A 22,472-nucleotide genomic window follows, 5' to 3' on the forward strand; every position below is an offset into this window, starting at 1 on the left:
AGAGGCCCTCAGCGGTCATACCGGTCCCGCCGGCGCGCCTCCGGTCCGAAGCACGAAAGTCCGGTTGCCCTGGGTTCCGGGGAACAAACTCCGCTTTGTATGGCAATCCACCGCGAGCCCCTCGGCACCGCTCAGGACAGGGGCACCACGGCGGTGATGCACTTGCCGCCGGAGGGCAGGTCGGACACCCGTACGTCGCGGGCGAGCCGGCAGACGATGGGCCAGCCGTGGCCACCGGGGCGGCTGCCGCGCCGCTGTTCCGGATCCGGTTCGGCGGTGGGCAGCCGGTCGCTGCGGTCGCTGACCGAGACGCGTATGCCGGGGCCGGTGACGTCGATGCGGACGTCGGTGACCCCGCCGCCGTGCACGATGGCGTTGGTGGTGAGCTCGGACGCCACCAGCAGGGCGTCGGCGAGCGCGTCGGTGTCGCAGGGAGAGTGCAGGGTGCGGCAGCGGTCGGCCACCGCCTGCCGCACGGCCTGCCGTACGTCGCACGGCCGGTAGTCCGCCCGCGGCGCGGCCCGGCGTGCGCCGGGCGGTGCGGCAACGGGGTCGATCGGGGTCTCCTCGCACATCCTTCGGCTCCTGTCAGCAGCAGACGGACCTCGCCACGGGCGGCCGGTCCACCCCTTCCGGCTCACCTGCCCCCGCACCGCCAAACCTCGCCGCGCCGTTCACCTGGGTTTCCCCGGCGCATGTCATCCGGGTGGCGGACAGGGGTACGCGGTGCACATGACCGACGTTGTGGACTCGGACGAACTGCTCCGGCGGATCCAGCGGGCGCGGGCCTTCGCGGCGCGCGAGGAGCGCGAGTGGCGGGCCAGGGGCGAGGAGGCGGCGCGGACCGATCCCCGTGCGGCCGGCGAGGCGGAGACGCGGCGGGTGGCGTACGAGGTGGTCCGCGAGGTGCTGGACGAGATCGTGCGGCCGGGCAAGCACCCGGTGCGGGGCTGACGCGGCAGGGCACCGTCGTCGTCCCGGGCCGCACCGCGCGCCGGGCGCCGGCTGGTTGACGCGGTGGTCTCCGGGCACCCGGTGGTCATGAGTGCCGATCACAGCAGGGCGCCGGTGCTGGAGGCGCTGGAGGAGTATCACCGCCACGGACGCCTCGGGTTCACGCCGCCCGGTCACAAGCAGGCGCGGGGTGCCGATCCGGCCGCCCGCGAGGTCCTCGGCGACGCGGTGTTCCTGGGCGATGTGCTGGCCTCGGGCGGTCTGGACGACCGGCTCACCCGGGGGCGCGTGCTGGAGCGGGCGCAGGAGCTGATGGCCGACGCGGTGCACGCGGAGCACACGTTCACCCACGGCGACGACCGGGAGACCACCGGGGAGCTGCTGTCGGCGCTGCGGGACCTGGCCCGGGCGGCGCGGGATCTGCCGCGGACGCCCGAGGTGGAGGTGCCGGTGCCCGGGGAGCTGCGGATGGAGCAGGCGCTGCTGCCGCGGGACGCGTTCTTCGGCCCGGCGGAGGATGTCCCGCTGTCCGAGGCGGCCGGGCGGGTCGCCGCCGAGATGATCACCCCGTATCCGCCGGGGATCCCGGCGGTGCTGCCGGGCGAGCGGCTCACCGGGCCCGTGCTGCGCTATCTGCGGACCGGTCACGACGCGGGGATGAACCTGCCGGATGCGTCCGACCCCGGGCTGAACACGGTGCGGGTGGTGGCGCGGACGTGAATGCGGGTGGTGGCACGGAAGTGAAACAGGTCACGTGACCCGGTTCCGGTTCCGAACCACCCCCGCCAATGGTTTATCGTTCATACATACGTGGTGATGGGGTCGACGCGCAGGTCCCCCGTACACCACCGTTTGCCGCCCTGGCTGGTTTCCCCCGTCCAGCCAGGGCTTTTTACGTCCTCCCGGATGCCACGAACGGCGGCAGCGGCTGAAATGGGGCGTAGGGGAAGCACCGGAACCGACGGCCCCGGCGAGGAGCTGCGCCTCATGACCAAAGCCATCAAACTCCTGACCGCTCTGCCCCCACCGCAACGGGAGCGCCTGATGGCGCTCGCGCGGGAGGTGTCCTTCCCGGAGGACACCCGGATCTTCGAGGCGGGCGGCACCGCGGACCGGTTCTGGGTCATCCGTTCCGGCGCGGTCACCCTCGACCAGCAGGTCAACGAGCTGCACCGGATCACCGTCGCCAGCCTGGGCGCCGGTGACCTGCTCGGCTGGTCCTGGCTGTTCCCGCCCTACCAGTGGGACTTCGGCGCCCAGGCGTTCACCCCGGTGCGCGCCTACGAGTTCGAGGCGGCCGCCGTGCTCCGGCTGTGCGACGAGGACCCGCGGCTCGGGCTGACGCTGGTGCGCAATGTCGCCGAGATCCTGGCGCACCGGCTGGAGATGACGCGGGGCCAGCTGCTGGAGCAGTACGCCCTGCACCGGCGCGGGGCGCTGTAGGTCCGGCCGCCGGACCCCAAGGGTGGATCACACGCGGTAGCGGCGCAGCGGCGGGAGTCGACGGGGGCCACGAGCGGGCAGGCCGTGGATCACACGCGGTAGCGGCGCAGCGCGGGCATCGCGGCCGCCAGGGCGAGCATCACCACGACCACCAGGACCCCGCCGCCCACCACGGCCGCGCGCGGGCCGAAGGCGGAGCCCGCCGTGCCGTGCAGCAGGTCGGCCAGACGCGGCCCGCCCGCCACCACCACGGTGAAGACGCCCTGCATCCGGCCACGCATCTCGTCGGTCGCCGCGGAGAGCAGGATCGCGCCGCGGAAGACCATGGAGACCATGTCGGCGACCCCCGCGACGGCCAGGAAGGCCACCGCGAACCACAGGCTGCCGCTCAGCCCGAAGCCGGCGACGGCAAGGCCCCAGACCACCACCGACCAGATGACCATCCACCCGTGCCGGCGGGCCCGGGAGAACGTGCCGGAGAACAGCCCGCCCGCCACCGCGCCCGCGGGGATCGCGGCGAACAGCAGCCCCAGCGCGAAGCCCTCGCCGTAGGGCGCGAAGGTCTCGGAGGCGAGCTGCGGGAAGAGGGCGCGCGGCATGCCGAGCACCATGGCGACGATGTCGGCGAGGAACGACAGCAGCAGCACGGCGTGCCCGGCCATGTAGCGGAAGCCCTCCGCGATCTCCCGCAGTCCGGCGCGCCGCGACACCACGGCCTTCAGCGGCGGCAGCGCGGGCAGCCGGTACACCGCCCACACGGTGACGCAGAGCGCGAGGGCGTCGATCAGGTACAGCTCGGCCAGTCCGATCACCGGGATGAGCGCACCGGCCAGCAGCGGTCCCGCGATCTGCCCGGTCTGCATCACGGTGGAGCCCAGCGCGTTGGCCGCGGGCAGCTCGTCGGCGGGCACCAGGCGGGCCACGGAGGCGCTGCGGGCCGGGGCGTTGAGTCCCCAGAACGCCTGCTGGAGGGCGAGCAGCACCATCAGCACCGCGACCGACTCCGTTCCGGTGACCGCCTGGAGCCAGAACAGCAGCGAGGTGACGGCGATACCGGTGTTGGTGATCAGCAGCAGTCTGCGGCGGTCCATCGCGTCGGCGATCGCGCCGCCCCACAGCGCGAACACGATCAGCGGCAGCAGGCCCGCGATGCTGGCGGTGCCGACCCAGGCGGAGGAGCCGGTGATGTCGTAGATCTGCTTGGGCACGGCGACCGCGGTCAGCTGGCTGCCGACCGCCGTGACGACGGTGGACGTCCACAGCCGGCGGTAGGCGGGGCGGCGCAGCGGCCGGGTGTCCATCGCCCAGCGCCGCCGCCGGGTCTCACGTCTCGGTGCGGGCTCCTCCGCCCGGCGTTCGGCTTCGCTCTCGCTGGTGTCCACGACCGTCCCGTTGGGGATTACATCTACCTGGCCGGGGATCAGTCTCGCAGCCCCCCGTGCCGGCGTGGTGCCGGGCCCCGTCGATGCGGTCGAGCCGCCGCGTCAGGCACCGGTGATGAGGCCGAGCACCCGCGTCAGGCCCCGGCGATGAGGCCGAGCACCCGCGTCAGGCCCCGGCGATGAGACCGATCCCGAGGACGATCATGGTGGCGGCGACCACTCCGTCCACCACCCGCCAGGCGGCAGGCCGGGCCAGCCACCGGCTGAGCAGCCGGGCCCCGAAGCCGAGCGCGGCGAACCAGCAGACGCTGGCCAGCACCGCACCGATGCCGAAGGTCCAGCGCAGCGAGCCGTGGTCGGCGGCGACCGAGCCCAGCAGGAACACGGTGTCGAGGTAGACGTGCGGATTGAGCCAGGTCAGGGCGAGGCAGCCGGGCTGCTCGGTGCGCCACCTGGGGCGCATGCGCTACCTCCCGGTCGCCAATCCGCGGTTCGCCGAGCGGTACTTGTCCGGCCCGCTCGCCGAGGTGGTGCCCGAGGCGCCCGTGGCCCGGTCGGCGGGACCGGAACCGCGCGGCCGGTGCGCCTCCTTGTCCGCTACGGCCTGCCCGTCGAGGCGGCGGGCCGCGCTGTCCAGGAGCATGTCCAGGGCCGTCGGGTAGGCGCTGGTGACCATGCGGGTGGCGAGGAGGGGGGCCGCCTCGGCGATGCGGGGGTGGGTCTCGGCGGGGAGGCGGGCGTAGGTCGAGCGCCACATCTCCTCGTCGGAGCGGAGCGCCGCGCTGGGCAGGGCCAGGGAGGCGGCGTCGAGGGCGGCGAAGGCGAGCGTGGTGTCGATGAAGGCGTGGTAGATCCGCACCGTCTCCGGCAGGGGAAAGCCGGCGGTGCGCAGCACGTCCAGCACCGCCTCGTCCGCGGCGAGCTCATGGGCGCGGCCGGTGACCCGGGAGGCGGTCAGCACCGCCGCCTGCGGATGGGAGACGTAGGCCTCGTGGATGCGCAGGCCGATGCTGCGCAGGTCCTCGCGCCACTCCCCCGTGCGCCGCCAGCCGTGCAGCGCGCGGCCGATGAGGGCGTCGCCGATCGCCAGGGTGAGGTCGTCCATGCCGCGGAAGTAGCGGTAGAGCGTGCTGGGGTCGCAGTCCAGGGCGAGGCCCAGCCGGCGGGCGGTCAGGCCGGTGCTGCCGTGCTCGCGGAGCAGGCGCAGCGCGGTCTCGACGATCAGTTGCTCCGACAGCACCCGTCCGCTCCTGGTGGGCCGGCGCCGCCGCCGCTTCTCCTCGGGCACCACCGGTTTCGCCATCGCGTCCGCCTCCCGTCGTCGCGGATCGGTTTCCGGGCTCCGGTCCTCGAGGGCCGGAGCCCGGAGCGCCCTTACGCCAACGCCATTGACCTTACGACACCACCGGGCGTTGGATCTGGCTCGAGGGGCCCCTCGGCGCAATCGGCGTTTTTATGAGACGAGGACAAGGAAAGGGAGTGCGCGTCATGCGTGTACTGCTCGTGGGCGCGGGCGGCGTGGGTACGGCGATCACCCGGATCGCGGCCCGGCGGCCGTTCTTCGACCGGATGGTGGTGGCCGACTACGACCCCTCGCGCGCCGAGGCGGCGGTCTCCGCCCTCGGTGCCGAGGCCGGCCGGTTCCAGGCCGAGCGGGTGGACGCCGGGGACGAGGCGCAGGTGGCGGCGCTGCTGGCGAAGCACGAGTGCGATGTGCTGCTCAACGCCACCGACCCCCGGTTCGTGATGCCGCTGTTCCGGGCCGCGCTGGGCGCGAAGGCCACCTATGTCGACATGGCGATGTCGCTGTCGAAGCCGCACCCCGAGCGGCCGTACGAGGAGTGCGGGGTGAAGCTCGGCGACGAGCAGTTCGAGCGGGCCGCCGAGTGGGAGAAAGCCGGCGCGCTGGCCCTGGTCGGCATGGGCGTGGAGCCCGGCCTGTCGGACGTCTTCGCACGGTACGCCGCCGATGAACTCTTCGACGAGATCGAGGAGATCGGCGTCCGCGACGGGGCCAACCTCACGGTGGAGGGCTACGACTTCGCACCCTCCTTCAGCATCTGGACCACCATCGAGGAGTGCCTGAACCCGCCGGTGGTGTACGAGGCCGGCCGCGGCTGGTTCACCACCGAGCCGTTCAGCGAGCCGGAGGTGTTCGACTTCCCCGAGGGCATCGGCCCTGTGGAGTGCGTGAACGTGGAGCACGAGGAGGTGCTGCTGGTCCCGCGCTGGGTGAACGCGCGCCGGGTCACCTTCAAGTACGGGCTGGGGCAGGAGTTCATCGACACGCTCAAGACGCTGCACCTGCTGGGCCTGGACCGCACCGAGCCGGTGACCGTGCCGAGCGCGCGGGGGCCCGTCCAGGTCTCCCCGCGGGACGTGGTCGCGGCCTGCCTGCCCGACCCGGCGACGCTGGGCGAGCGGATGCACGGCAAGACCTGCGCCGGGACCTGGGTGCGCGGAACGAAGGACGGCGCGCCGCGCGAGGTGTACCTGTACCACGTGGTCGACAACCAGTGGTCCATGGCCGAGTACGGCTGCCAGGCGGTGGTGTGGCAGACCGCGATCAACCCCGTGGTGGCGCTGGAACTGCTCGCCACGGGCGAGTGGTCGGGGACCGGCGTGCTCGGTCCGGAGGCGTTCCCGGCGAGGCCGTTTTTGGACCTGCTGAACGCCTACGGCTCGCCGTGGGGCATGCGGGAGCAGTGACATGCCCTGTTTCGCCCGTGGCCGGCAGGTCACCCGGAAGGGAGCAGAGCATCCCCGAGGGGGGCTTGAGGGATGCGTTCCCGACTCCGGACACAGGTGACATTCCATGGACAACTGGCGTGCCCGCGCTGCCTGTCGGGACGAGGATCCCGACCTCTTCTTCCCGATCGGCACCACCGGCCCGGCCCTGGTGCAGGCCGAGCAGGCCAAGGCGGTGTGCCGGCGCTGCCCGGTGCGGGAACAGTGCCTGGAGTGGGCGCTGGAGACCGGGCAGTCCATCGGAGTGTGGGGCGGCACGAGCGAGACGGAACGCCGTGCGCTCGAGCGGCGCACGGCCGCACGACGCGGTTCCGGCTGAGCGGGCGGAGAGCACCGGCCGCCCGTTCGGCCGGACTTCACCGGAAGAGGGCCCGAGGATGAGTGTGCGGTTGCGGCGGGTGTACGAGCCGCCCGAGGCGGACGACGGGGTGCGGGTGCTGGTCGACCGCCTGTGGCCCCGGGGGCTGGCGAAGGAGGCGGCCCGGATCGACGAGTGGCCCAAGGGGCTGACCCCGTCGACCGAGCTGCGCCGCTGGTATCACGCGGGCAAGGGGTCGTACGAGGAGTTCCGCGAGCGCTACGAGGCGGAACTCGACGTCCCCGAGGCGGCCGAGCTGCTCGAGCATGTGCGTGAGCTGGCCGCCAAGGGGCCCGTGACGCTGCTGACCGCCGCCAAGGACCCGGAGCGCAGCCATGCGGCCGTGCTGGCCGGGTTGCTGGAGGAGGAGGACTGAGCCCCTCCGCACCGTCCGGGGCGCCCCGCGCCGACTCCCGCTCCCCTCCCGGGCGGCGGCCGGCTCCGCCCCGCCTTCGGGCGGCCCGCACCGACTCCGGGCCGCCCGCACGCGCCTTCAGGGGCCGCCTGTATGCGCCTTCAGGGGCCGCCTGATGCGCCTTCAGGCCGTCTGCTGTGCCGCCGCCCGGCCCGCGGCGCGGCCGGAGAAGAGGCAGCCGCCGAGGAAGGTGCCCTCCAGGGCGTTGTAGCCGTGGACGCCGCCGCCGCCGAAGCCGGCGACCTCGCCGGCCGCGTAGAGGCCGTCGACCGGGCTGCCGTCGGTGCCGAGGGCGCGGGAGTCGAGGTCGGTCTGGATGCCGCCCAGGGTCTTGCGGGTGAGGATGTGCAGCTTGACGCCGATCAGGGGGCCGGCCGCGGGGTCGAGGATGCGGTGCGGGGTGGCCACCCGGCCGAGCCGGTCGCCTATGTAGCGGCGGGCGTTGCGGATGCCCTGCACCTGGGCGTCCTTGGCGTAGGGGTTGGCCATCTGCAGGTCGCGGGCCTCGATCTGGCGCCGGATGACAGACGCGTCCAGCAGGGGCTTGCCGGTGAGGGCGTTCATCTTGTCGACGAGCTGTTCCAGGGTGGGCGCGGTGACGAAGTCCGCGCCGTTGCGCAGGAAGGCGTCCACCGGGCCGGGCGCGCCCTTGCCGAGCAGCCGCTCGCGCAGGAAGCCGGCGCGGTCCTTGGCGGTGATGTCCGGGTTCTGCTCGGAGCCCGACAGGGCGAACTCCTTCTCGATGATCTTCTGGGTGAGGATGAACCAGGAGTGGTCGTACCCGGCGATGTCCTCGGTGGTGCGCAGGTGCTTGAGGGTGCTCAGGGTGTCGTAGCCGGGCAGGCAGGGCTCGGGCAGGCGGCGGCCCAGGGCGTCGAACCACATCGAGGAGGGGCCGGGCAGGATGCGGATGCCGTGGCCGGGCCAGATGGGGTCCCAGTTCTGCAGGCCCTCGGTGTAGTGCCACATGCGGTCGCGGTTGACCAGGCGCACCCCGGCGCGGGCGCTGATGTCGAGCATCCGCCCGTCGACATAGGCGGGGACACCGGTGACCATCTCGGCGGGCGGGGTGCCGAGGCGTTCGGGCCAGTAGCGGCGGACGATGTCGTGGTTGCCGCCGATGCCGCCGCTGGTGACGATCACGGCCTGGGCGGTCAGCTCGAACTCCCCGACCGTGTCCCGGTTGGAGGCGACGCCGCGCGGGGAGTCGTCGGGGGCCAGCACGGTGCCGCGCACACCGCGGGCGGCGCCGTTCTCCATGACCAGTTCGTCGACGCGGTGGCGGTGGTAGAAGGTGAGCAGCCCGTCGCTCGCCGCCTGCTTGGCGTACCGGACGAAGGGTTCGACCACGCCGGTGCCGGTGCCCCAGGCGATGTGGAAGCGGGGCACGCTGTTGCCGTGGCCGTCGGCGCGCAGGTCGCCGCGCTCGGCCCAGCCGACGGTGGGCAGGAAGGTGATGCCGTGCCCGTCGAGCCAGGGCCGCTTCTCCCCGGCCGCCCACTCGACATAGGCGCGGGCCCAGCGCACCGCCCAGGAGTCCTCGTCGTCCAGCCGGTCGAAGCCGGCGCTGCCCTGCCAGTCGCTCCAGGCCAGGTCGAAGGAGTCCTTGATGCCGAGGCGCCGCTGCTCCGGGGAGCCGACCAGGAACAGCCCGCCGAAGGACCAGAAGGCCTGCCCGCCGAGGTTGGCGGCGTTCTCCTGGTCGACGAGCGCGACCCTGCGGCCCCTGCTGGTCAGTTCGTGGGCCGCGACCAGGCCCGCGAGCCCCGCTCCCACGACGACGACATCGGCGTCCATGGCCTCCCCTTCCCTACTCAGTCACGCCCGCGCGGGGCCGGTTCGGCGCTGCCCTCGGTGAGCAGCGCGGTCAGCAGTTGTTTCAGCCAGGCCCGGGCGCCGGCGACGTCCCGGTCCAGCAGCAGTCGGGTGGTGACGCCGTCGTACGCGGCGACCACGGCGTGCGCGGCGCTGTCGGCGTCGCCGAGCACGGCGGGCAGCGCGGTGTGACCCCGGGCCCTGGCCAGCCGCTCGGCGATGGCGCCGCGCAGTCTGGCCCGGTGTTCCAGCAGGGTGCGGGCGACCTCCGGGTCGCGGGCGGCGTGCACCAGGAAGTCCGTCTTCACCAGCAGCCAGTCCCGGTCGAGCAGCAGCACACCGGTGACCCGGTCCACGGCGGCGGGCACGTCCAGGTCGGGGCCGTCCTGGGCGAGGGCCTCGGAGACCTGCCGGGCGATCAGCTCGGCCCGCTCCTCGTACAGGGCGAAGAACAGCTCGTCCAGGCTGGAGAAGTTGGAGTAGAAGGCGCCCCGGCTGTATCCGGCGGCCTCGCAGATCTCCTCGATGGAGACATGCCCGAAGCCCTTGGCCGCGAAGACGGAGAAGGCGGCCTGCAGGAGGCTGGCCCGGGTGCGGGCACGGCGTCTGGTGATCTGCCCCGTCGTGCCGCCGGTCCGCATCACTGCCCCACCTCCGTTCGATACGCGAACGTATTCGATACACCGGTGTATCGGAAGGGGTCGGAGGGGCCGGTTGTCTCCGAGGTTCGTGGCGAGGTTCTGCATCCGAGGTCCGTGGCGAGGTTCATGGCCCGGCACCCCGTGGAGCGTGCCCGAGGACTCTCCCTAGAACGCATTTTCGAATACGAGGTACGCTGGTGCCATGAGCACGCACCGGCCCGCCGCCCTTCAGGGGTCGCTCTTCGACCAGGCCGACGAGCCGCGGCTCGGTCCGCTGGACGGGCTGCGCCGCACGCATCTGGGGTCCGGCGCCTGGATCGACGTGCTGCCGGGCTGGCTCAGCGGCTCGGACGCGCTGTTCGAGCACCTGGCCGCCGAGGTCCCCTGGCGGGCCGAGCGGCGCACCATGTACGACCAGGTCGTCGATGTGCCCCGCCTGCTCGCGTACTACCGCGAGGACGATCCGCTCCCCCATCCCGTCCTCGCCGAGGCCCGGGACGCGCTGAGCGCGCACTACGCCGACGAGCTGGGCGAGCCGTTCGCCACGGCCGGGCTGTGCTACTACCGGGACGGCCGGGACAGCGTCGCCTGGCACGGCGACCGGATCGGCCGGGGCGCGCGGGAGGACACGATGGTCGCGATCCTCTCGGTGGGCGCCGCCCGTGACCTGCTGCTGCGTCCGGCCGGTGGCGGCCCCGTCGTCCGCCGGCCGCTGGGCCACGGGGATCTGATCGTGATGGGCGGTTCCTGCCAGCGCACCTGGGAGCACTCGGTCCCGAAGAGCACCCGGGCCGCCGGGCCGCGCATCAGCATCCAGTTCCGCCCGCGGGGCGTGAACTGAGCCGGTCCCCGCTGCCGGAAGCAGCCCGCCCCACTGCCGGAAGCCTGTCCTCCCCTCTGCCGCTCGCGCACACTGGGCGCACCCAGGAGCGGGAGGGCCGATGGGAGCGAACAGCGGGCGACCGGGAGCGTACGGCGGACGGCGCGGCGAGCTGGACGTACTGCGCGCGCTGGTCGTCCTCGGCCTGGTCTTCTTCCACGCCGCGCTGGTGTTCTCCCCCGATGACGACTTCTACGTGAAGAATCCGCAGACCACCGGGGCCGTCACGGTGCTCGCCGGGTTCGGCGTGGTGTGGGCGATGCCGATGCTGTTCCTGGTCGCAGGGCTGGGCGCCCGGCACTCGATCCGCCGGCGCGGCCCCGGCGGCTTCGCCCGGGAGCGGCTGCTGCGGCTGGGCGTCCCGCTGGTCTTCGCGACCGCTGTGCTGTGCCCGCTGCCGCAGTGGCTGCGCCGGCGGGCCGCCGCCCCCGGCTACGACGAGCCGTACCCGAGTTTCTGGGGGCGGTTCCTGACCGTCCGGCCGGATCTCGCGGACTTCCCGTTCGTGCTGGACGGCGAGTACTTCGAGACCGGGCATCTGTGGTTCGTCGTGCTGCTGCTCGCCTTCAGTCTCCTGCTCGCCTTCTGTCTGCTGCTCGCGCCGGTCGCCGCCGCGCTGGCGGCCGCCTCCGGGCGGCTGGTCCCCGTGCTGAGCCGCCGTCCGGTGCTGCTGCTGGCGCCCGCGCTGCCGCTGGCCGCCGTGAACGCGCTGCTGGGCATGGAGGAGGGGTTCGCGGGCTGGAACCGGTGGGCGTATCTGCTGTTCTTCGCCTACGGGTTCGCCCTCGCCGACGAGCCGCGGGTGAGGGAGGCGACCAGCCGGGCGGCGGTCGCCGTCGGGGTGCTCGGGCTGATGCTGTTCGCCGGTACGGCCCCCGGTTTCGTCGCCGGTGACGACCCGTTCACCGCGTGGGACCCCCTGGCGCTGGCCACCCGGGCGCTGTTCGGGGCGGCCGGCTGGTGCTGGGTGCTGGCGATCCTCGGCCTGCTGGACCGGCGGCGGCAGCGCTCCGCCCCGGACGGGCCCGCTCCGGACACCCCGGCCACGGACAAGGGGACAACGGGCAGGCCCGCGCTGCTCGGCTATCTGGCGGTCGCCGCCCTGCCGTTGTACGTGCTGCACCAGCCGGCCGTGGTCGCCTGCGCCTACGGCGTGGTCGGCTGGCAGGCGCCGATGGCGGTCAAGTACCTGGTGATCGTGGCCGCTTCGCTCGCGACCGTCCTCCCGGTGTACGAGTTCCTCGTGCGCAGGACCGCGGTGACCCGCCTGCTGTTCGGCATGCGTGGTTGCCTGGTCTCCGGCAGGCGGCACGGCGAGAGTGCGAGGCGGGCATGAGAGCGGACGTACAGCAGGCGGCGGACGGTGTGTTCCTGGTGCACGGCACCCACACCAACTGGGTGATCCTCACCGAGGGGGACGCCGTCACACTGATCGACACCGGCTACCCCGGCGACCGGGCGCTGCTGCTGGCCTCCCTGGCACAGGTGGGCGCGGCGCCTGAGGCGGTGAGCGCCGTGCTGCTCACCCACGCCCACAATGACCACATCGGGTCCGCCGAGTACCTGCGGGCCACCTACGGGACGCCCGTGTACGCCCACGAGGCCGAAGTCCCGCACGCGCGGCGTGACTTCCTGCACCAGGTGAGCGCGGGACGGGTGGCGCTCGAGGCCTGGCGTCCGGGCGTGCTGCGCTGGGGGCTGCGGGCGCTGCGCTCCGGCGGCACCGCCCATGTGCCCGTCCTGGAGCCCCTGGCGTTCCCGGTGACGGGCGCGGAGGCGGGCCCGCTGGACCTGCCGGGCAGGCCCCTCCCGGTCCCGACGCCGGGGCACACCGACGGGCACTGCGCGTTCCACCTCCCGCAGGCCGGGGTGGTGGTGTCGGGCGATGCGCTGGCCGGCGGTCACCCGACCTCGCGGCTGGCGGGGCCGCAGTTGCTGCCGCGCATGTTCCACCACGACACGGCCGCCGCGGTCGCCTCCCTGGACGTGCTCGCCGGGCTGGACGGCGACCTGCTGCTGCCGGGGCACGGTCCGGTGCACCGGGGCCCGGTGCGGGAAGCGGCCCGCACGGCTCGAGCGTTTGCCCCATAGGGTGAACAGGACGATCACACGCAAGACGAGGACACTCGAGGCATGGCCCTGCAGATCAACGCGACCAACCCGGAGCATCCCGCGCTCCTGTTGGAGCTGCCGTGGCACCTGCCGCTCGAGGAGTGGCCCGAGGAGTACCTCGTGCCGCTCCCGCGCGGCATCTCCCGGCACGTGGTGCGCTACGCCCGTGCCGGTGACGAGGTGATCGCGGTCAAGGAGCTCGCCGAGCGGCCCGCGCTGCGCGAGTACGGGCTGCTGCGCGATCTGGACCGCCTCGGCATCCCGGCGGTGGACCCGCTGGCCGTGGTCACCGGCCGCACCGACATCTCCGGCGAACCGCTGGAGAGCGTGCTGATCACCCGGCACCTCGGCGGCTCGATGCCGTACCGGTCGATGTTCGAGACGACCCTGCGCCCGGCGACCATGCACCGGCTGATGGACGCGCTCGCGGTGCTGCTGGTGCGGCTGCACCTCGCCGGTTTCTTCTGGGGCGACTGCTCGCTGTCCAACACGCTGTTCCGGCGGGACGCGGGTGCGTACGCCGCCTATCTGGTGGACGCCGAGACCGGTGACCTGCACCCCGAACTGACCCGGGGGCAGCGCGAGTACGACCTCGACCTGGCCCGCGTCAACATCAGCGGCGAGCTGCTCGACCTGGAGGCCTCCGGCGCCCTGCACCCCTCGGTCGACCCGATCGACTTCGGCACCGAGATCTGCGGCCGCTACCAGGACCTGTGGCAGGAGCTGACCCGCACCTCGGTGTACCCGGCGGGCAAGTACCACCACATCGAGCGCCGGATCCGGCGGCTGAACGAGCTCGGGTTCGACGTGGCCGAGATGCAGATCGAGCACGCCTCCAACGGCGACGCGGTCACCTTCGTGCCCAAGGTGGTCGACGCCGGTCACCATCAGCGCCAGCTGCTGCGGCTGACCGGCCTGGACACCGAGGAGAACCAGGCGCGGCGGCTGCTGAACGACCTGGAGAGCTGGATGGTCACCCAGGAGGACTACGCGCCGGGCGATCCGATGGGCGCCCGGCCGGAGGTGCTCGCCCACCGCTGGGTGCGCGAGGTGTTCCGGCCGACCGTGCGGGCGGTCCCGCCGGAGCTGCGCGACGGGATGGACGCGGCGGAGATCTACCACGAGATCCTGGAGCACCGCTGGTACCTCTCCGAGCGGGCCCAGCACGACATCGGGCTCGACACGGCGGTGCAGGACTACATCGAGAACATCCTGCCGAAGAGCCGGGACGCCCTGCAGACCGCAATCGACTGAGCCAGGCGGTCCGAGGCGGGCCCGCCGGAGGGCGGGCCTCAGGTGTGCGGCACGACGGCCACCGGGCAGCCGGCGTGGTGCAGCACGCCGTGGGCCACCGAGCCGATGCGGGCGCCGACCGCCGTGCGGTGGGCGCGGCGCCCGACGACCATCAACTGGGCGGTGCCGGCCACCGACAGCAGCACCTGGCCGGCGCTGCCGATCTCCACGTGCTCAACGACCCGCACCTGCGGGTAGCGCTCCCGCCACGGGGCGAGCGCGGCCGCCAGCGCCTTCTGCTCGTACGGCTCCAGGCCCCCGGCCCCGTCCATGAGCCGCAGCGAACCGGGGCTGTAGGCGAAGACCGGCGGCAGGGTCCAGGCGCGGACCGCGCGCACGGTGGCGCCGCGCGCGGCGGCCGTGGCGAAGGCGAAGCCCAGCGCGGCGGCGCTGTCCTCCGGGTCGCCCTGCTGGCCGACGACGATCTCACGCCCGGCGGCCTCGGCGGACGGCTGGTCCCCGGCGCGGACGAACACCACCGGCCGGGTGGCCTCGACGACGACCTGCTGGCCGACCGAGCCGACCAGGAAGCCCATGATCCGGCCGTGCCCGCGCGAGCCGAGCACCAGCATCTCCGACTCTCCGGCGACGCGCACCAGGGTCTCCACGGCGTCGCCCTGGAGGATGTCGGTGGTCACCTCGACGTCCGGGTGCCGCTCGAGGACCTGGCGGACGGCCTCGCCCACCGACTCGCGCACCCATCCCTCCTGGGTGGCGGGGTCGCCGGCGTCCATCGCGTCATGGCTCTGGAAGCGCCAGGCGTGCACCACCCGCAGCGGCAGCCCGCGGCGGACCGCCTCCCTCGCCGCCCAGGCCAGCGCGGCGAGGCTCTCCTCGCTTCCGTCGACCCCTGCCGTGATCGGGCGCGTCATGCGGTTCCTCCAGGTCTCGTGTCCCGTACGTGTGGTCTCGTGCCCCGTACGCGCCGTCCAGTCTTCCCTACGCTGTGGTCATGACGCTTCAGTGGGAACAGGTGGTGATGGACGCGGCCGATCCGGTGGCCCTGGGGCGCTGGTGGGCCGAGGCCCTGGGATGGGTCGTGGTCAACGACGATCCGGACGAGTTCGAGATCCGGCCGGAGCCGGACCGGCTGCCGGGGATCATCTTCGAGCCGGTGACGGACCGGAAGAGCGGCAAGAACCGGCTGCATCTGGACTTCCGGCCGGAGGACCAGCAGGCGGAGGTGGAACGCCTGCTCGCGCTGGGCGCCCGGCACGCCGACATCGGCCAGGGCGAGCAGTCCTGGGTGGTCATGGCCGACCCCGAGGGCAACGAGTTCTGTGTCCTGTCCGGGCGGGGCGGCGGCTGAGGCGTCCGGCGCACGATGACGCGGCGTCCGCCGCGGGGTGACACGGCGTCCGGCGCAGCGTGACACGTCGTCCGGTGTCCGTGATCGCCCTGCGGTCCCGGTGTCCTCGGCGCGTGCCAGGATGGAGGCGTGTCGCAGGTGTTCACCGGGAGCCCGCTCATCGGCCGGGACCACGAACTCGCCCGGCTCGCCGGTGTGCTGGAGCGCTCCCGGCGGGGCGAGGCGCGCGCGGTGCTGGTCGCCGGGGACGCCGGGGTGGGCAAGACCCGGCTCCTGGACGAGGCCGCCGCACGGGCGGAGCGGGACGGCTTCACGGTCCTCACCGGGCACTGCGTGGACGTCGGCGACGTGGGTCTGCCGTATCTGCCGTTCACCGAGGTGCTGGGGCGGCTCGTCGCGGACGAGCGGTTCGCCGCGGTCGTGGCCGACCGTCCCGTGGTGGGCCGGCTGCTGGGCGAGGGCCCCGATGCCGTGCGGGACGTGGACGCGCGGGCCCGGCTGTTCGAGGGCATGGCCCGGCTGCTGGCCGACGTCGCCGCGATCGCGCCGCTGCTGATCGTCCTGGAGGACTTCCACTGGGCCGACCAGTCCTCCCGCGACCTGCTGCGCTTCCTGCTCAGCCGCGGCATCCTGGAGCGTTCCGCGGGCGGCGGTCCGGCGCCCCGGCCGGCCGTGTGCGTCTCGTACCGGGCGGACGATCTGCACCGCCGCCACCCGCTGCGGCCGCTGCTGGCCGAGCTGGTACGGCTGCCCGCCGTGGAGCGGCTGGAGCTGCGGCCGCTGCCCGACGCCGATGTGGCCCGCCTGGTGCGCGCCCTGGATCCCCGGCCGCTGCCGGACGCCACGGTGCACCGGATCGTGGAACGCGCCGAGGGCAACGCCTTCTACGCCGAGGAGCTGCTCGCGGCCACGGACACGGCGGACGGCGGGGTGCCGAGCGCCCTGGCCGACGTACTGCTCATCCGGGTGGAGCAGCTGTCCCGGACCGCCCAGCAGGTGCTGCGCACCGCCGCGGTGGCCGGCCGGCGGGTGGAGCACGAGCTGCTGCGGGAGGCGGTCGGCATCCCGGAGGAGGAGCTGGAGGCCGCGCTGCGCGAGGCGGTCGGACGGCAGCTGCTGGTCGCCGGGGACGACGACACCTACGCCTTCCGGCACGCGCTGACCCGGGAGGCCGTGCACGACGATCTGCTGCCGGGTGAACGGGCCCGGCTGCACGGCGTGTTCGCCCGGCTGCTGACCGAGCGCGGGCGGCGCCCGGAGACGGCGGCGGAGCGCGCCCACCACCACCGCGAGAGCCACGCCCCGGCGGAGGCGCTGCTCGCCTCGCTGGAGGCCGCCGACCACGCCCAGCGTCTGGGGGCGCCCGCGGAGGAGCTGCGGCATCTGGAGGCGGCCCTCGACCTGTGGCCGGCGGTGGGCCCGAAGGGGCTGCCCGCCGGTTCCGGCGTCGACCCGGTGGCGCTCACCCTGCGGGCCTCCGCGGCCGCCGCGCACGCCGGTGAGCTGCACCGGGCGGTCGCCCTGAGCCGGTCCGCGCTGGCCGACCTCGGCCAGGACGCCGACCTGGAGCTGGCCGCCCGGGTGCGGTACACCCTGGCCGGAAATCTGCTGCAGGTCGACAACCTGTCCGCGGCGTTCGCGCACAGCAGCGAGGCGCTGGCGATGATCCCCGCCGAGCCGGTTTCCCCGACCTGGGTGTGGGCGGCGGCCACCCATGCGATGACGGCCCGTTTCGTCGGCGAGGGCGGTGCCGCGCTGGAGGTGGCCCGCCGGGCGCTGGAGGTGGCCCGCCGGGCGCTCGAGGCCGCCGAGCAGCTGGGCATGCCCGACGCGCAGGCCGATCTGCTGATCTCCCTGGCCGGCCTGGACGGGCAGCACCGGCGCTCCCCCGAGGGTCGCGAGCGCCTGACCCGGGCCCGGGAGCTGGCACGGGCCGCGGGCCATCCCCCGGTGGAGCTGCGGGCGCTGTTCAACCTCGCCATGGGCTCCTACGAGTCCGGGGAGCTGGATGCCTGTCTGTCCTGGGTGACGGAGGGTCTCGCCCTGGCGCGCCGTGCCGGGTTGCTGTCCTCGCCGTATCCGCTGGAGATGCGGCACCTGCGGCTGACGGTGCTGTATGTGCTGGGCCGGTGGGACGAGTGCGTGCGGGCGGCCGAGGCGGATGCGGAGGCGCTGTCCGCCGCGGGCGGGTACACCATGGCGCCGGCGCTGTACATCGCGCTGGCGCGCGGTGACCTCGCTGCGGCCGACCGTGCCCGGCGCCTGCTGGAAGGTCCGTTCGACTGGATGGCGACGCTGGTCGCCGGCATCGCCCTGACCGAGGCGGCCGCGCTGCGGGACGATCCGGAGGACGCCGTGCGGTGGATGCGGTCCACCGTGCGGGCGCTGTCGGACAAGGCCGGTACGCCGGATGTGACGGTCCGGCTGGCGGCGCTCGCTCTGGCCCCGGTGGCCGACGCGGCCGTCCGGGCGCGCACGCTGGGCGACGAGGCGGAGCTCGCGCGCTGGACCGGGACGGCGACCCGACTCGTGGAATCGGCGCGGGAGTCGGCCGCGCACAGCCACGACGGCGCCCCGCAGGGTCCGGAGGGGCAGGCGTGGCTGGCGCGTGCGGAGGCGGAGTGGCGGCGGGCCGTGTCGGGTCCGGATGCCGCGGCCTGGGAGCGGGCGGTGGACGCCTTCGCCTACGGGGACGCCTATGAGCGTGCGCGGTGCCGGCTGCGGCACGCCGAGGCGCTGCTGGCCGCAGGAGCGCGCGAGGAGGCGGCACGGGAGGCGGACGCGGTGCGCGAGACCGCCGACCGGTTGGGCGCCACGGTGTTGCGGCAGCGGCTGGACGAGCTGGTGAGCCGTGGCCGCCTGGCGCGGACGCCCCGGAACGGGGACCGGCCGTCGCTGCTCACCGCGCGCGAGCGCGAGGTGCTGCGGCTGCTGGCGAAGGGACGGAGCAACCGGCAGATCGGTGAGGAGCTGTTCATCACCGGCAAGACGGCGAGCGTCCATGTGTCCAACATCCTCGCCAAACTGGGCGCCTCCAGCCGTACCGAGGCGGTGGCCATCGCGCACCGCAAGGGCCTGCTCGACACGTAGGGCCTGTCTTTCCAAAATCTAGGCATTCGGCCTTTCCGTGGGCACGCGCGCCCGGCGGTCGGTTTGAACGCCTATCGCAGTAGTAATGTGACCCGACCCGGCAACGCTACGTGACCATGTGGTCACAGTGTGCGCTGCCGTGGTGTCAGGGCTGAGGGGTGTCATCGGGCCAACTGACAGGGCCCAAGCAGGTCTTGTGCTGCCCCGGCCCTGGCCCGGTGCGGCCCGCCGGGTGAGGATGCCGGTATGAAGGGTGACCTGTTTTCCAGCCGGCACATGGTGCAGCCGGCCACCGCGCCGGGCATGACGGTCGAGAACGCCAAGTGCGTCCGCTACGTGGTGAACGGCGAGATGCTCGCCCGGCAGGGCGCGATGGTCGCCTACCGCGGCAACCTCGCCTTCGAGCGCAAGAGCCAGGGTGTGGGCGGCATGCTGAAGCGCGCGGTGACCGGTGAGGGGCTGCCGCTGATGACGGTGCGCGGCCAGGGCGAGGCCTGGTTCGCGCTCGAGGCGCAGAGCTGCTTCATCGTGGAGGTCGCCCCCGGCGAGGAGTTCACCGTCAACGGCCGCAATGTGCTGTGCTTCGACGCCACGCTGTCGTACCGCATCGCGACCGTGAAGGGCGCCGGCATCACCGGCGGCGGCCTGTTCAACAGTGTCTTCACCGGGCACGGCAAGCTCGGCCTGGTGTGCGAGGGCGACCCGCTGGTGATCCCGGTCTCGCCGCAGTACCCGGTGTACGTGGACACCGACGCCGTGGTCGGCTGGACGGCGGGGCTGGCCACCTCACTGCACCGCTCGCAGTCGCTGGGGTCGATGCTGCGCGGCGGCTCGGGTGAGGCCGTGCAGCTGATGCTGCAGGGCGAGGGGCATGTCGTGGTGCGGCCCAGCGAGGCGCCCCCGCACCGGCCTCAGCAGCACTGAACCCGGTTGACCGGGGCCGTCGCCCCGGGTGAGGGTCGTGGTGGCGCGGACCCCATGCCGACGACCTGCCGCGCCGGGGAGGAACAGGACACGTGATCGGGATCCAGGAGATCGAGGACGCCGCCGGGCGGATCGCGGAGCATGTGGTGCGCACCCCCACGGTGCCGAGCCCGGGGCTGTCGGCACTGCTCGGTGTCCCGGTCACGGCGAAGCTGGAGCTGCTGCAGCGCACCGGCTCGTTCAAGGCGCGCGGCGCCGCGGCGAAGCTGCTGTCGCTGACCGAGGCGGAGCGGGCCGCGGGTGTGGTGGCGGTGAGCGGCGGCAACCACGGCATCGCGCTGGCCGTCATGGCCTCGGCGCTGCAGGTGAAGGCGACGGTGGTCATGCCGCGTTCGGCGCCCGCGCGGGCCGTGGAGATCGCGGAGTCGGCCGGTGCGCTGGTGCGGCTGACGGACGACATGGCCGGGGCGTTCGCGCTGACCGAACGGCTCCAGCAGGAGGGGCTGACCCTGGTCCACCCCTTCGACGACCCGGTGGTGATCGCCGGTCAGGGCACGGTGGGGCTGGAGTTCGCCGAGGACGCCGGTGAGCTGACGGACGTGCTGGTGAGTATCGGGGGCGGCGGGCTGATCGCCGGGGTCGCGGCGGCGCTGCGGGCCCGGCGGCCCGGGGTGCGGATCTGGGGCGTGGAGACCGAGGGCGCCGAGGCGATGTCCCGGGCGCTGGCGGCGGGCGGGCCGGTGCCGGTCACGCTGTCGTCGATCGTGTCCACACTCAGTGCCCCGTCCGTGTCGCAGCTGACGTACGAGCATGTCGCGGAGCTGGTCACCGAGGTGCTGGTGGTGCCGGACCGGGAGGCGGTGGCGGGCTCGCTGGAACTCGCCGAGCACGCCAAGGTGTGGACGGAGCCGGCCGCCGGCTGCCTGCTGCCCGCCGCGCGGCGGGTGCTGGAGCGGGTGGGCGACGGGGCCCGGCTGGGGCTGGTGGTCTGCGGGGGCAACGCGACCACCGGCGACATGATCGACTGGGCGTCCCGCTTCGGTCTGCGCTGAGCGCCGCGCGCGGCCCGGAAAACCGCCCGCCGAATTCCGGCCGGGACGGCACCCGGGCCGCCGCTCGGCCCGCCGCCGCATTTACCGCGGGTTACTACCAGGTGGGGGCGGGAATTCGGTTCCGCGCGGGCCGGAAAACGCAATTGGCTCTCCGGCCTGACGGGTGCACATGCCGCAGGTGAGGGGCGAACCCACCCTCTGGCTGTTTTCCCTCGCACACGCGCTCGCCCCTTTTGAAGCGGAGCCCGGATTCCCGGAAAACCCCGGGATTTCTCGCCGCCCATTGAACGGACCCGGCCCGGTCCCTCGTATCTCTGGCAAACGCGGGACACAGTGGTTCGACGAGGGATGGGTCATGGGCAGGGCGCGCGCCTCCACGAACGAGTCGGTCGCCGGACGCTACCGGCTGGTCGAGGTCCTCCATCGTGAGACCAATCTCCGTTGCTGGTACGCCGACGACACCCGGACCGGCCGGCCCTGCCTGGTCATGGAGAGCCGGCTGCCCGAGGATCCGGCCGGCGAGCTCCTGCCCCATGTCCCCGACCGGGTGCTGCGCACCACCGAGGACGTGACCCGGCTGTGCCCGGGGCAGATGGCCACCGTCATCGAGGCCGTCGCCGAGGCCGGCTGTCTGTGGACCGCCACCACCTGGATCGACGGCTCGTCGCTCGGTGCCCTCCTCGCCGAGCAGGGCACCTTCAACTACGTACGGGCCGCCCGTATCGGCCTGGAGCTGCTGGACGTGCTGGACGCCGCGCACACCGTGGGCATCACGCACGGCGAGCTCGGCCCCGGCCATGTGTTCGTGCGCGACACCGGACCGGTGGTCGTCACCGGCTGGGGCCTGGCCGGCGCGACCGACGCCCCGCGGCTGACGGCACCGTCGTACGCGTCGCCGGAGCAGGCGCGCGGCGAGCGCATCGGCCCGGGCACCGATCTGTGGGCGCTCGGCGCGCTGCTGTACACGATGCTCGAGGGGCGGCCCCCGTTCCGTGACCGGGGACGGCCCGAGGCCACGCTGAAAGGGGTGGACCGGCTGCCGCTGCGCACCCCGCTGCGGGCCGGACCGCTCACCCAGCTGGTGCAGGGCCTGCTGCGCAAGGACCCCCGCGAACGGCTCAACCACGAGGTGGCCCGGGAGGTCCTCACCCGGGTGGTCAGCGAGGATTCCGCCTCGATGTCGGCCGCCGCCATGCCCGGCCCCCGGCTGCGCGACGCCGCCGCCGCGCTGCGCGGCGTGGGCCGGGAGTGGAGCCGCAGAACGATGGTCGTCGGCACCACGCTCGCGGTGATGACCGTGGCGGTCGCGGTGCTGGCGGCGACGCAGGGCCTGCCGGGCGGCGACTCCGAGCCCGAGGCTGCGGACACATCGCCGCCCTCGGCCTCGTCGCCGGACGCGCCCGGCGGTCCCGGCGCACCCGGTGACGACCCGTCGGCCCCGCCGTCCTCCGCCGCCCCGAGCCCCTCCCCCTCGGACACGGACAAGCTGCCGCCGGGCTTCGAGCTCTACCGGGCGCCCGAGGGTTTCTCGGTCGCGCTCCCCGAGGGCTGGCAACGGCTGGACACCTCACGCGCGGGCGACGTGGCGTACCGGGTCACCTTCGGCGCCGAGGAGGACCCGCGCACCCTCGCCGTCACCTACAGCGAGCGCGTCGGCCCCGACCCGGTGGCCGTGTGGCGGGAGGACGTGGAGCCGAATCTGAAGCGCGACGACGACTACGACCGAATCGGCGAGATCCGCGCGACGACGTACCAGGGCCGCCAGGCGGCCGACATGGAGTGGACCGAGGAGAAGAACGACACCAAGGTGCGCACCTTCGGGCGCGGTGTCCTCCTCGGCGGCGGCCGGGGCTTCTCGCTGCGCTGGACGACCCCGGCCGAGGACTGGGACGACGCGGAGAGCAGAGAGGCGCTGGAGACGTTCCTGCGCACTTTCCGTCCGGCCGCGGCCTGAGCACGGGGGTCCGGGTCCACGCTCAACTAGGGTCCGTCTTCAAAGATCGCTAGATGGTGGATCATGGTGGTGTGGTACGTCGTCATGAACTCACCGACCAAG

At 73.6% G+C, this 22,472-nt stretch carries 20 protein-coding genes and 3 pseudogenes; 16 read left to right on the forward strand and 7 right to left on the reverse strand.

Features of this window, described 5'->3' with window-relative positions:
* Positions 1-131 precede the first annotated feature (131 nt).
* On the reverse strand, positions 132-575 hold the full coding sequence (locus ABD198_RS24095; RefSeq protein ID WP_344005593.1) for an ATP-binding protein: 444 nt from the start codon (positions 573-575) through the stop codon (positions 132-134).
* Between the two features lie 157 nt (positions 576-732).
* Between ABD198_RS24095 and ABD198_RS24100 the strand changes: the two genes are divergently transcribed.
* The 3 genes from ABD198_RS24100 (at position 733) to ABD198_RS24110 (ending at position 2,397) form a co-directional block, all read left to right on the forward strand.
* On the forward strand, positions 733-954 hold the full coding sequence (locus tag ABD198_RS24100) for a hypothetical protein (protein WP_344005595.1): 222 nt from the start codon (positions 733-735) through the stop codon (positions 952-954).
* An 87-nt stretch (positions 955-1,041) separates the two neighbouring features.
* Positions 1,042-1,674 carry an Orn/Lys/Arg family decarboxylase gene (locus ABD198_RS24105; RefSeq protein ID WP_344005597.1) on the forward strand — a complete coding sequence of 211 codons (633 nt, stop codon included), beginning with the start codon at positions 1,042-1,044 and terminating at the stop codon, positions 1,672-1,674.
* A 267-nt stretch (positions 1,675-1,941) separates the two neighbouring features.
* Positions 1,942-2,397: a cyclic nucleotide-binding domain-containing protein gene (locus tag ABD198_RS24110; RefSeq protein ID WP_344005599.1), complete on the forward strand. Its 456-nt coding sequence runs from the start codon at positions 1,942-1,944 to the stop codon at positions 2,395-2,397.
* 89 nt (positions 2,398-2,486) lie between these two features.
* On the opposite strand, the gene ABD198_RS24115 is transcribed toward ABD198_RS24110, so the two are convergent.
* Positions 2,487-3,779 (reverse strand): MFS transporter, encoded by a 1,293-nt coding sequence (locus ABD198_RS24115; RefSeq protein WP_344005601.1) that lies wholly within the window; start codon positions 3,777-3,779, stop codon positions 2,487-2,489.
* Positions 3,780-3,945: 166 nt separating this feature from the next.
* Positions 3,946-4,209, reverse strand: a pseudogene (locus ABD198_RS24120) (LysE/ArgO family amino acid transporter); the annotation flags it as partial.
* 1 nt (position 4,210) lies between these two features.
* Between ABD198_RS24120 and ABD198_RS30785 the strand changes: the two are divergent.
* A pseudogene (locus ABD198_RS30785) lies at positions 4,211-4,327 on the forward strand (ArgP/LysG family DNA-binding transcriptional regulator); the annotation flags it as partial.
* Between the two features lie 59 nt (positions 4,328-4,386).
* Here ABD198_RS30785 and ABD198_RS24125 read toward each other — a convergent pair.
* Positions 4,387-5,082, reverse strand: a pseudogene (locus ABD198_RS24125) (TetR/AcrR family transcriptional regulator); the annotation flags it as partial.
* A gap of 185 nt (positions 5,083-5,267) precedes the next feature.
* On the opposite strand from ABD198_RS24125, the gene ABD198_RS24130 reads away from it, so the two are divergent.
* From ABD198_RS24130 to ABD198_RS24140, 3 genes are all read left to right on the forward strand, one after another.
* Positions 5,268-6,488, forward strand: a complete 1,221-nt coding sequence (locus ABD198_RS24130) for a saccharopine dehydrogenase family protein (protein ID WP_344005605.1) — start codon at positions 5,268-5,270, stop codon at positions 6,486-6,488.
* A gap of 106 nt (positions 6,489-6,594) precedes the next feature.
* A complete protein-coding gene (locus tag ABD198_RS24135) occupies positions 6,595-6,846 on the forward strand; it encodes a WhiB family transcriptional regulator (RefSeq protein WP_344005607.1) in 252 nt (83 codons plus the stop codon).
* A 58-nt stretch (positions 6,847-6,904) separates the two neighbouring features.
* Positions 6,905-7,261, forward strand: coding sequence for a DUF488 domain-containing protein (locus ABD198_RS24140; protein ID WP_344005609.1), 357 nt, complete (start codon positions 6,905-6,907; stop codon positions 7,259-7,261).
* 162 nt (positions 7,262-7,423) lie between these two features.
* Here ABD198_RS24140 and ABD198_RS24145 read toward each other — a convergent pair whose 3' ends face one another.
* Together ABD198_RS24145 and ABD198_RS24150 are read right to left on the reverse strand one after the other, a co-directional pair.
* Positions 7,424-9,097, reverse strand: a complete 1,674-nt coding sequence (locus ABD198_RS24145; RefSeq protein WP_344005611.1) for an FAD-binding dehydrogenase — start codon at positions 9,095-9,097, stop codon at positions 7,424-7,426.
* A gap of 17 nt (positions 9,098-9,114) precedes the next feature.
* Positions 9,115-9,756 carry a TetR/AcrR family transcriptional regulator gene (locus ABD198_RS24150; RefSeq protein ID WP_344005613.1) on the reverse strand — a complete coding sequence of 214 codons (642 nt, stop codon included), beginning with the start codon at positions 9,754-9,756 and terminating at the stop codon, positions 9,115-9,117.
* 202 nt (positions 9,757-9,958) lie between these two features.
* Here ABD198_RS24150 and ABD198_RS24155 point away from each other — a divergent pair, with 202 nt between their 5' ends.
* The 4 genes from ABD198_RS24155 to ABD198_RS24170 all read left to right on the forward strand — a co-directional run bounded on the left by ABD198_RS24155 (position 9,959) and on the right by ABD198_RS24170 (position 14,002).
* Positions 9,959-10,597 (forward strand): alpha-ketoglutarate-dependent dioxygenase AlkB, encoded by a 639-nt coding sequence (locus ABD198_RS24155; RefSeq protein ID WP_344005615.1) that lies wholly within the window; start codon positions 9,959-9,961, stop codon positions 10,595-10,597.
* A 100-nt stretch (positions 10,598-10,697) separates the two neighbouring features.
* Complete coding sequence (locus tag ABD198_RS24160; protein WP_344005617.1) at positions 10,698-11,972, forward strand: acyltransferase family protein; 1,275 nt, start codon at positions 10,698-10,700, stop codon at positions 11,970-11,972.
* On the forward strand, positions 11,969-12,727 hold the full coding sequence (locus ABD198_RS24165) for an MBL fold metallo-hydrolase (RefSeq protein ID WP_344005619.1): 759 nt from the start codon (positions 11,969-11,971) through the stop codon (positions 12,725-12,727). The genes ABD198_RS24160 and ABD198_RS24165 overlap by 4 nt, the downstream gene beginning before the upstream one ends.
* A 42-nt stretch (positions 12,728-12,769) precedes the next feature.
* Positions 12,770-14,002: a DUF4032 domain-containing protein gene (locus ABD198_RS24170; protein ID WP_344005621.1), complete on the forward strand. Its 1,233-nt coding sequence runs from the start codon at positions 12,770-12,772 to the stop codon at positions 14,000-14,002.
* 38 nt (positions 14,003-14,040) lie between these two features.
* Here the strand turns inward: ABD198_RS24170 and ABD198_RS24175 are convergent, their stop codons facing one another.
* Complete coding sequence (locus ABD198_RS24175; protein ID WP_344005623.1) at positions 14,041-14,913, reverse strand: universal stress protein; 873 nt, start codon at positions 14,911-14,913, stop codon at positions 14,041-14,043.
* A gap of 80 nt (positions 14,914-14,993) precedes the next feature.
* Here ABD198_RS24175 and ABD198_RS24180 point away from each other — a divergent pair, with 80 nt between their 5' ends.
* From ABD198_RS24180 to ABD198_RS24200, 5 genes are all read left to right on the forward strand, one after another.
* Positions 14,994-15,350, forward strand: coding sequence for a VOC family protein (locus ABD198_RS24180; RefSeq protein ID WP_344005625.1), 357 nt, complete (start codon positions 14,994-14,996; stop codon positions 15,348-15,350).
* Positions 15,351-15,479: 129 nt separating this feature from the next.
* Positions 15,480-18,440, forward strand: coding sequence for a helix-turn-helix transcriptional regulator (locus ABD198_RS24185; protein WP_344005627.1), 2,961 nt, complete (start codon positions 15,480-15,482; stop codon positions 18,438-18,440).
* Positions 18,441-18,686: 246 nt separating this feature from the next.
* Entirely contained in the window at positions 18,687-19,364 is a 678-nt protein-coding gene (locus ABD198_RS24190; RefSeq protein WP_344005629.1) for an AIM24 family protein, read from the forward strand.
* Between the two features lie 92 nt (positions 19,365-19,456).
* Entirely contained in the window at positions 19,457-20,416 is a 960-nt protein-coding gene (locus tag ABD198_RS24195; protein ID WP_344005631.1) for a threonine/serine dehydratase family protein, read from the forward strand.
* Between the two features lie 355 nt (positions 20,417-20,771).
* Positions 20,772-22,370 (forward strand): serine/threonine protein kinase, encoded by a 1,599-nt coding sequence (locus ABD198_RS24200; RefSeq protein WP_344005633.1) that lies wholly within the window; start codon positions 20,772-20,774, stop codon positions 22,368-22,370.
* The last annotated feature ends 102 nt before the right edge of the window (positions 22,371-22,472 follow it).

It is taken from the genome of Streptomyces thermocarboxydovorans, from assembly GCF_039524635.1.
Taxonomy (GTDB): Bacteria; Actinomycetota; Actinomycetes; order Streptomycetales; family Streptomycetaceae; genus Streptomyces; species Streptomyces thermocarboxydovorans.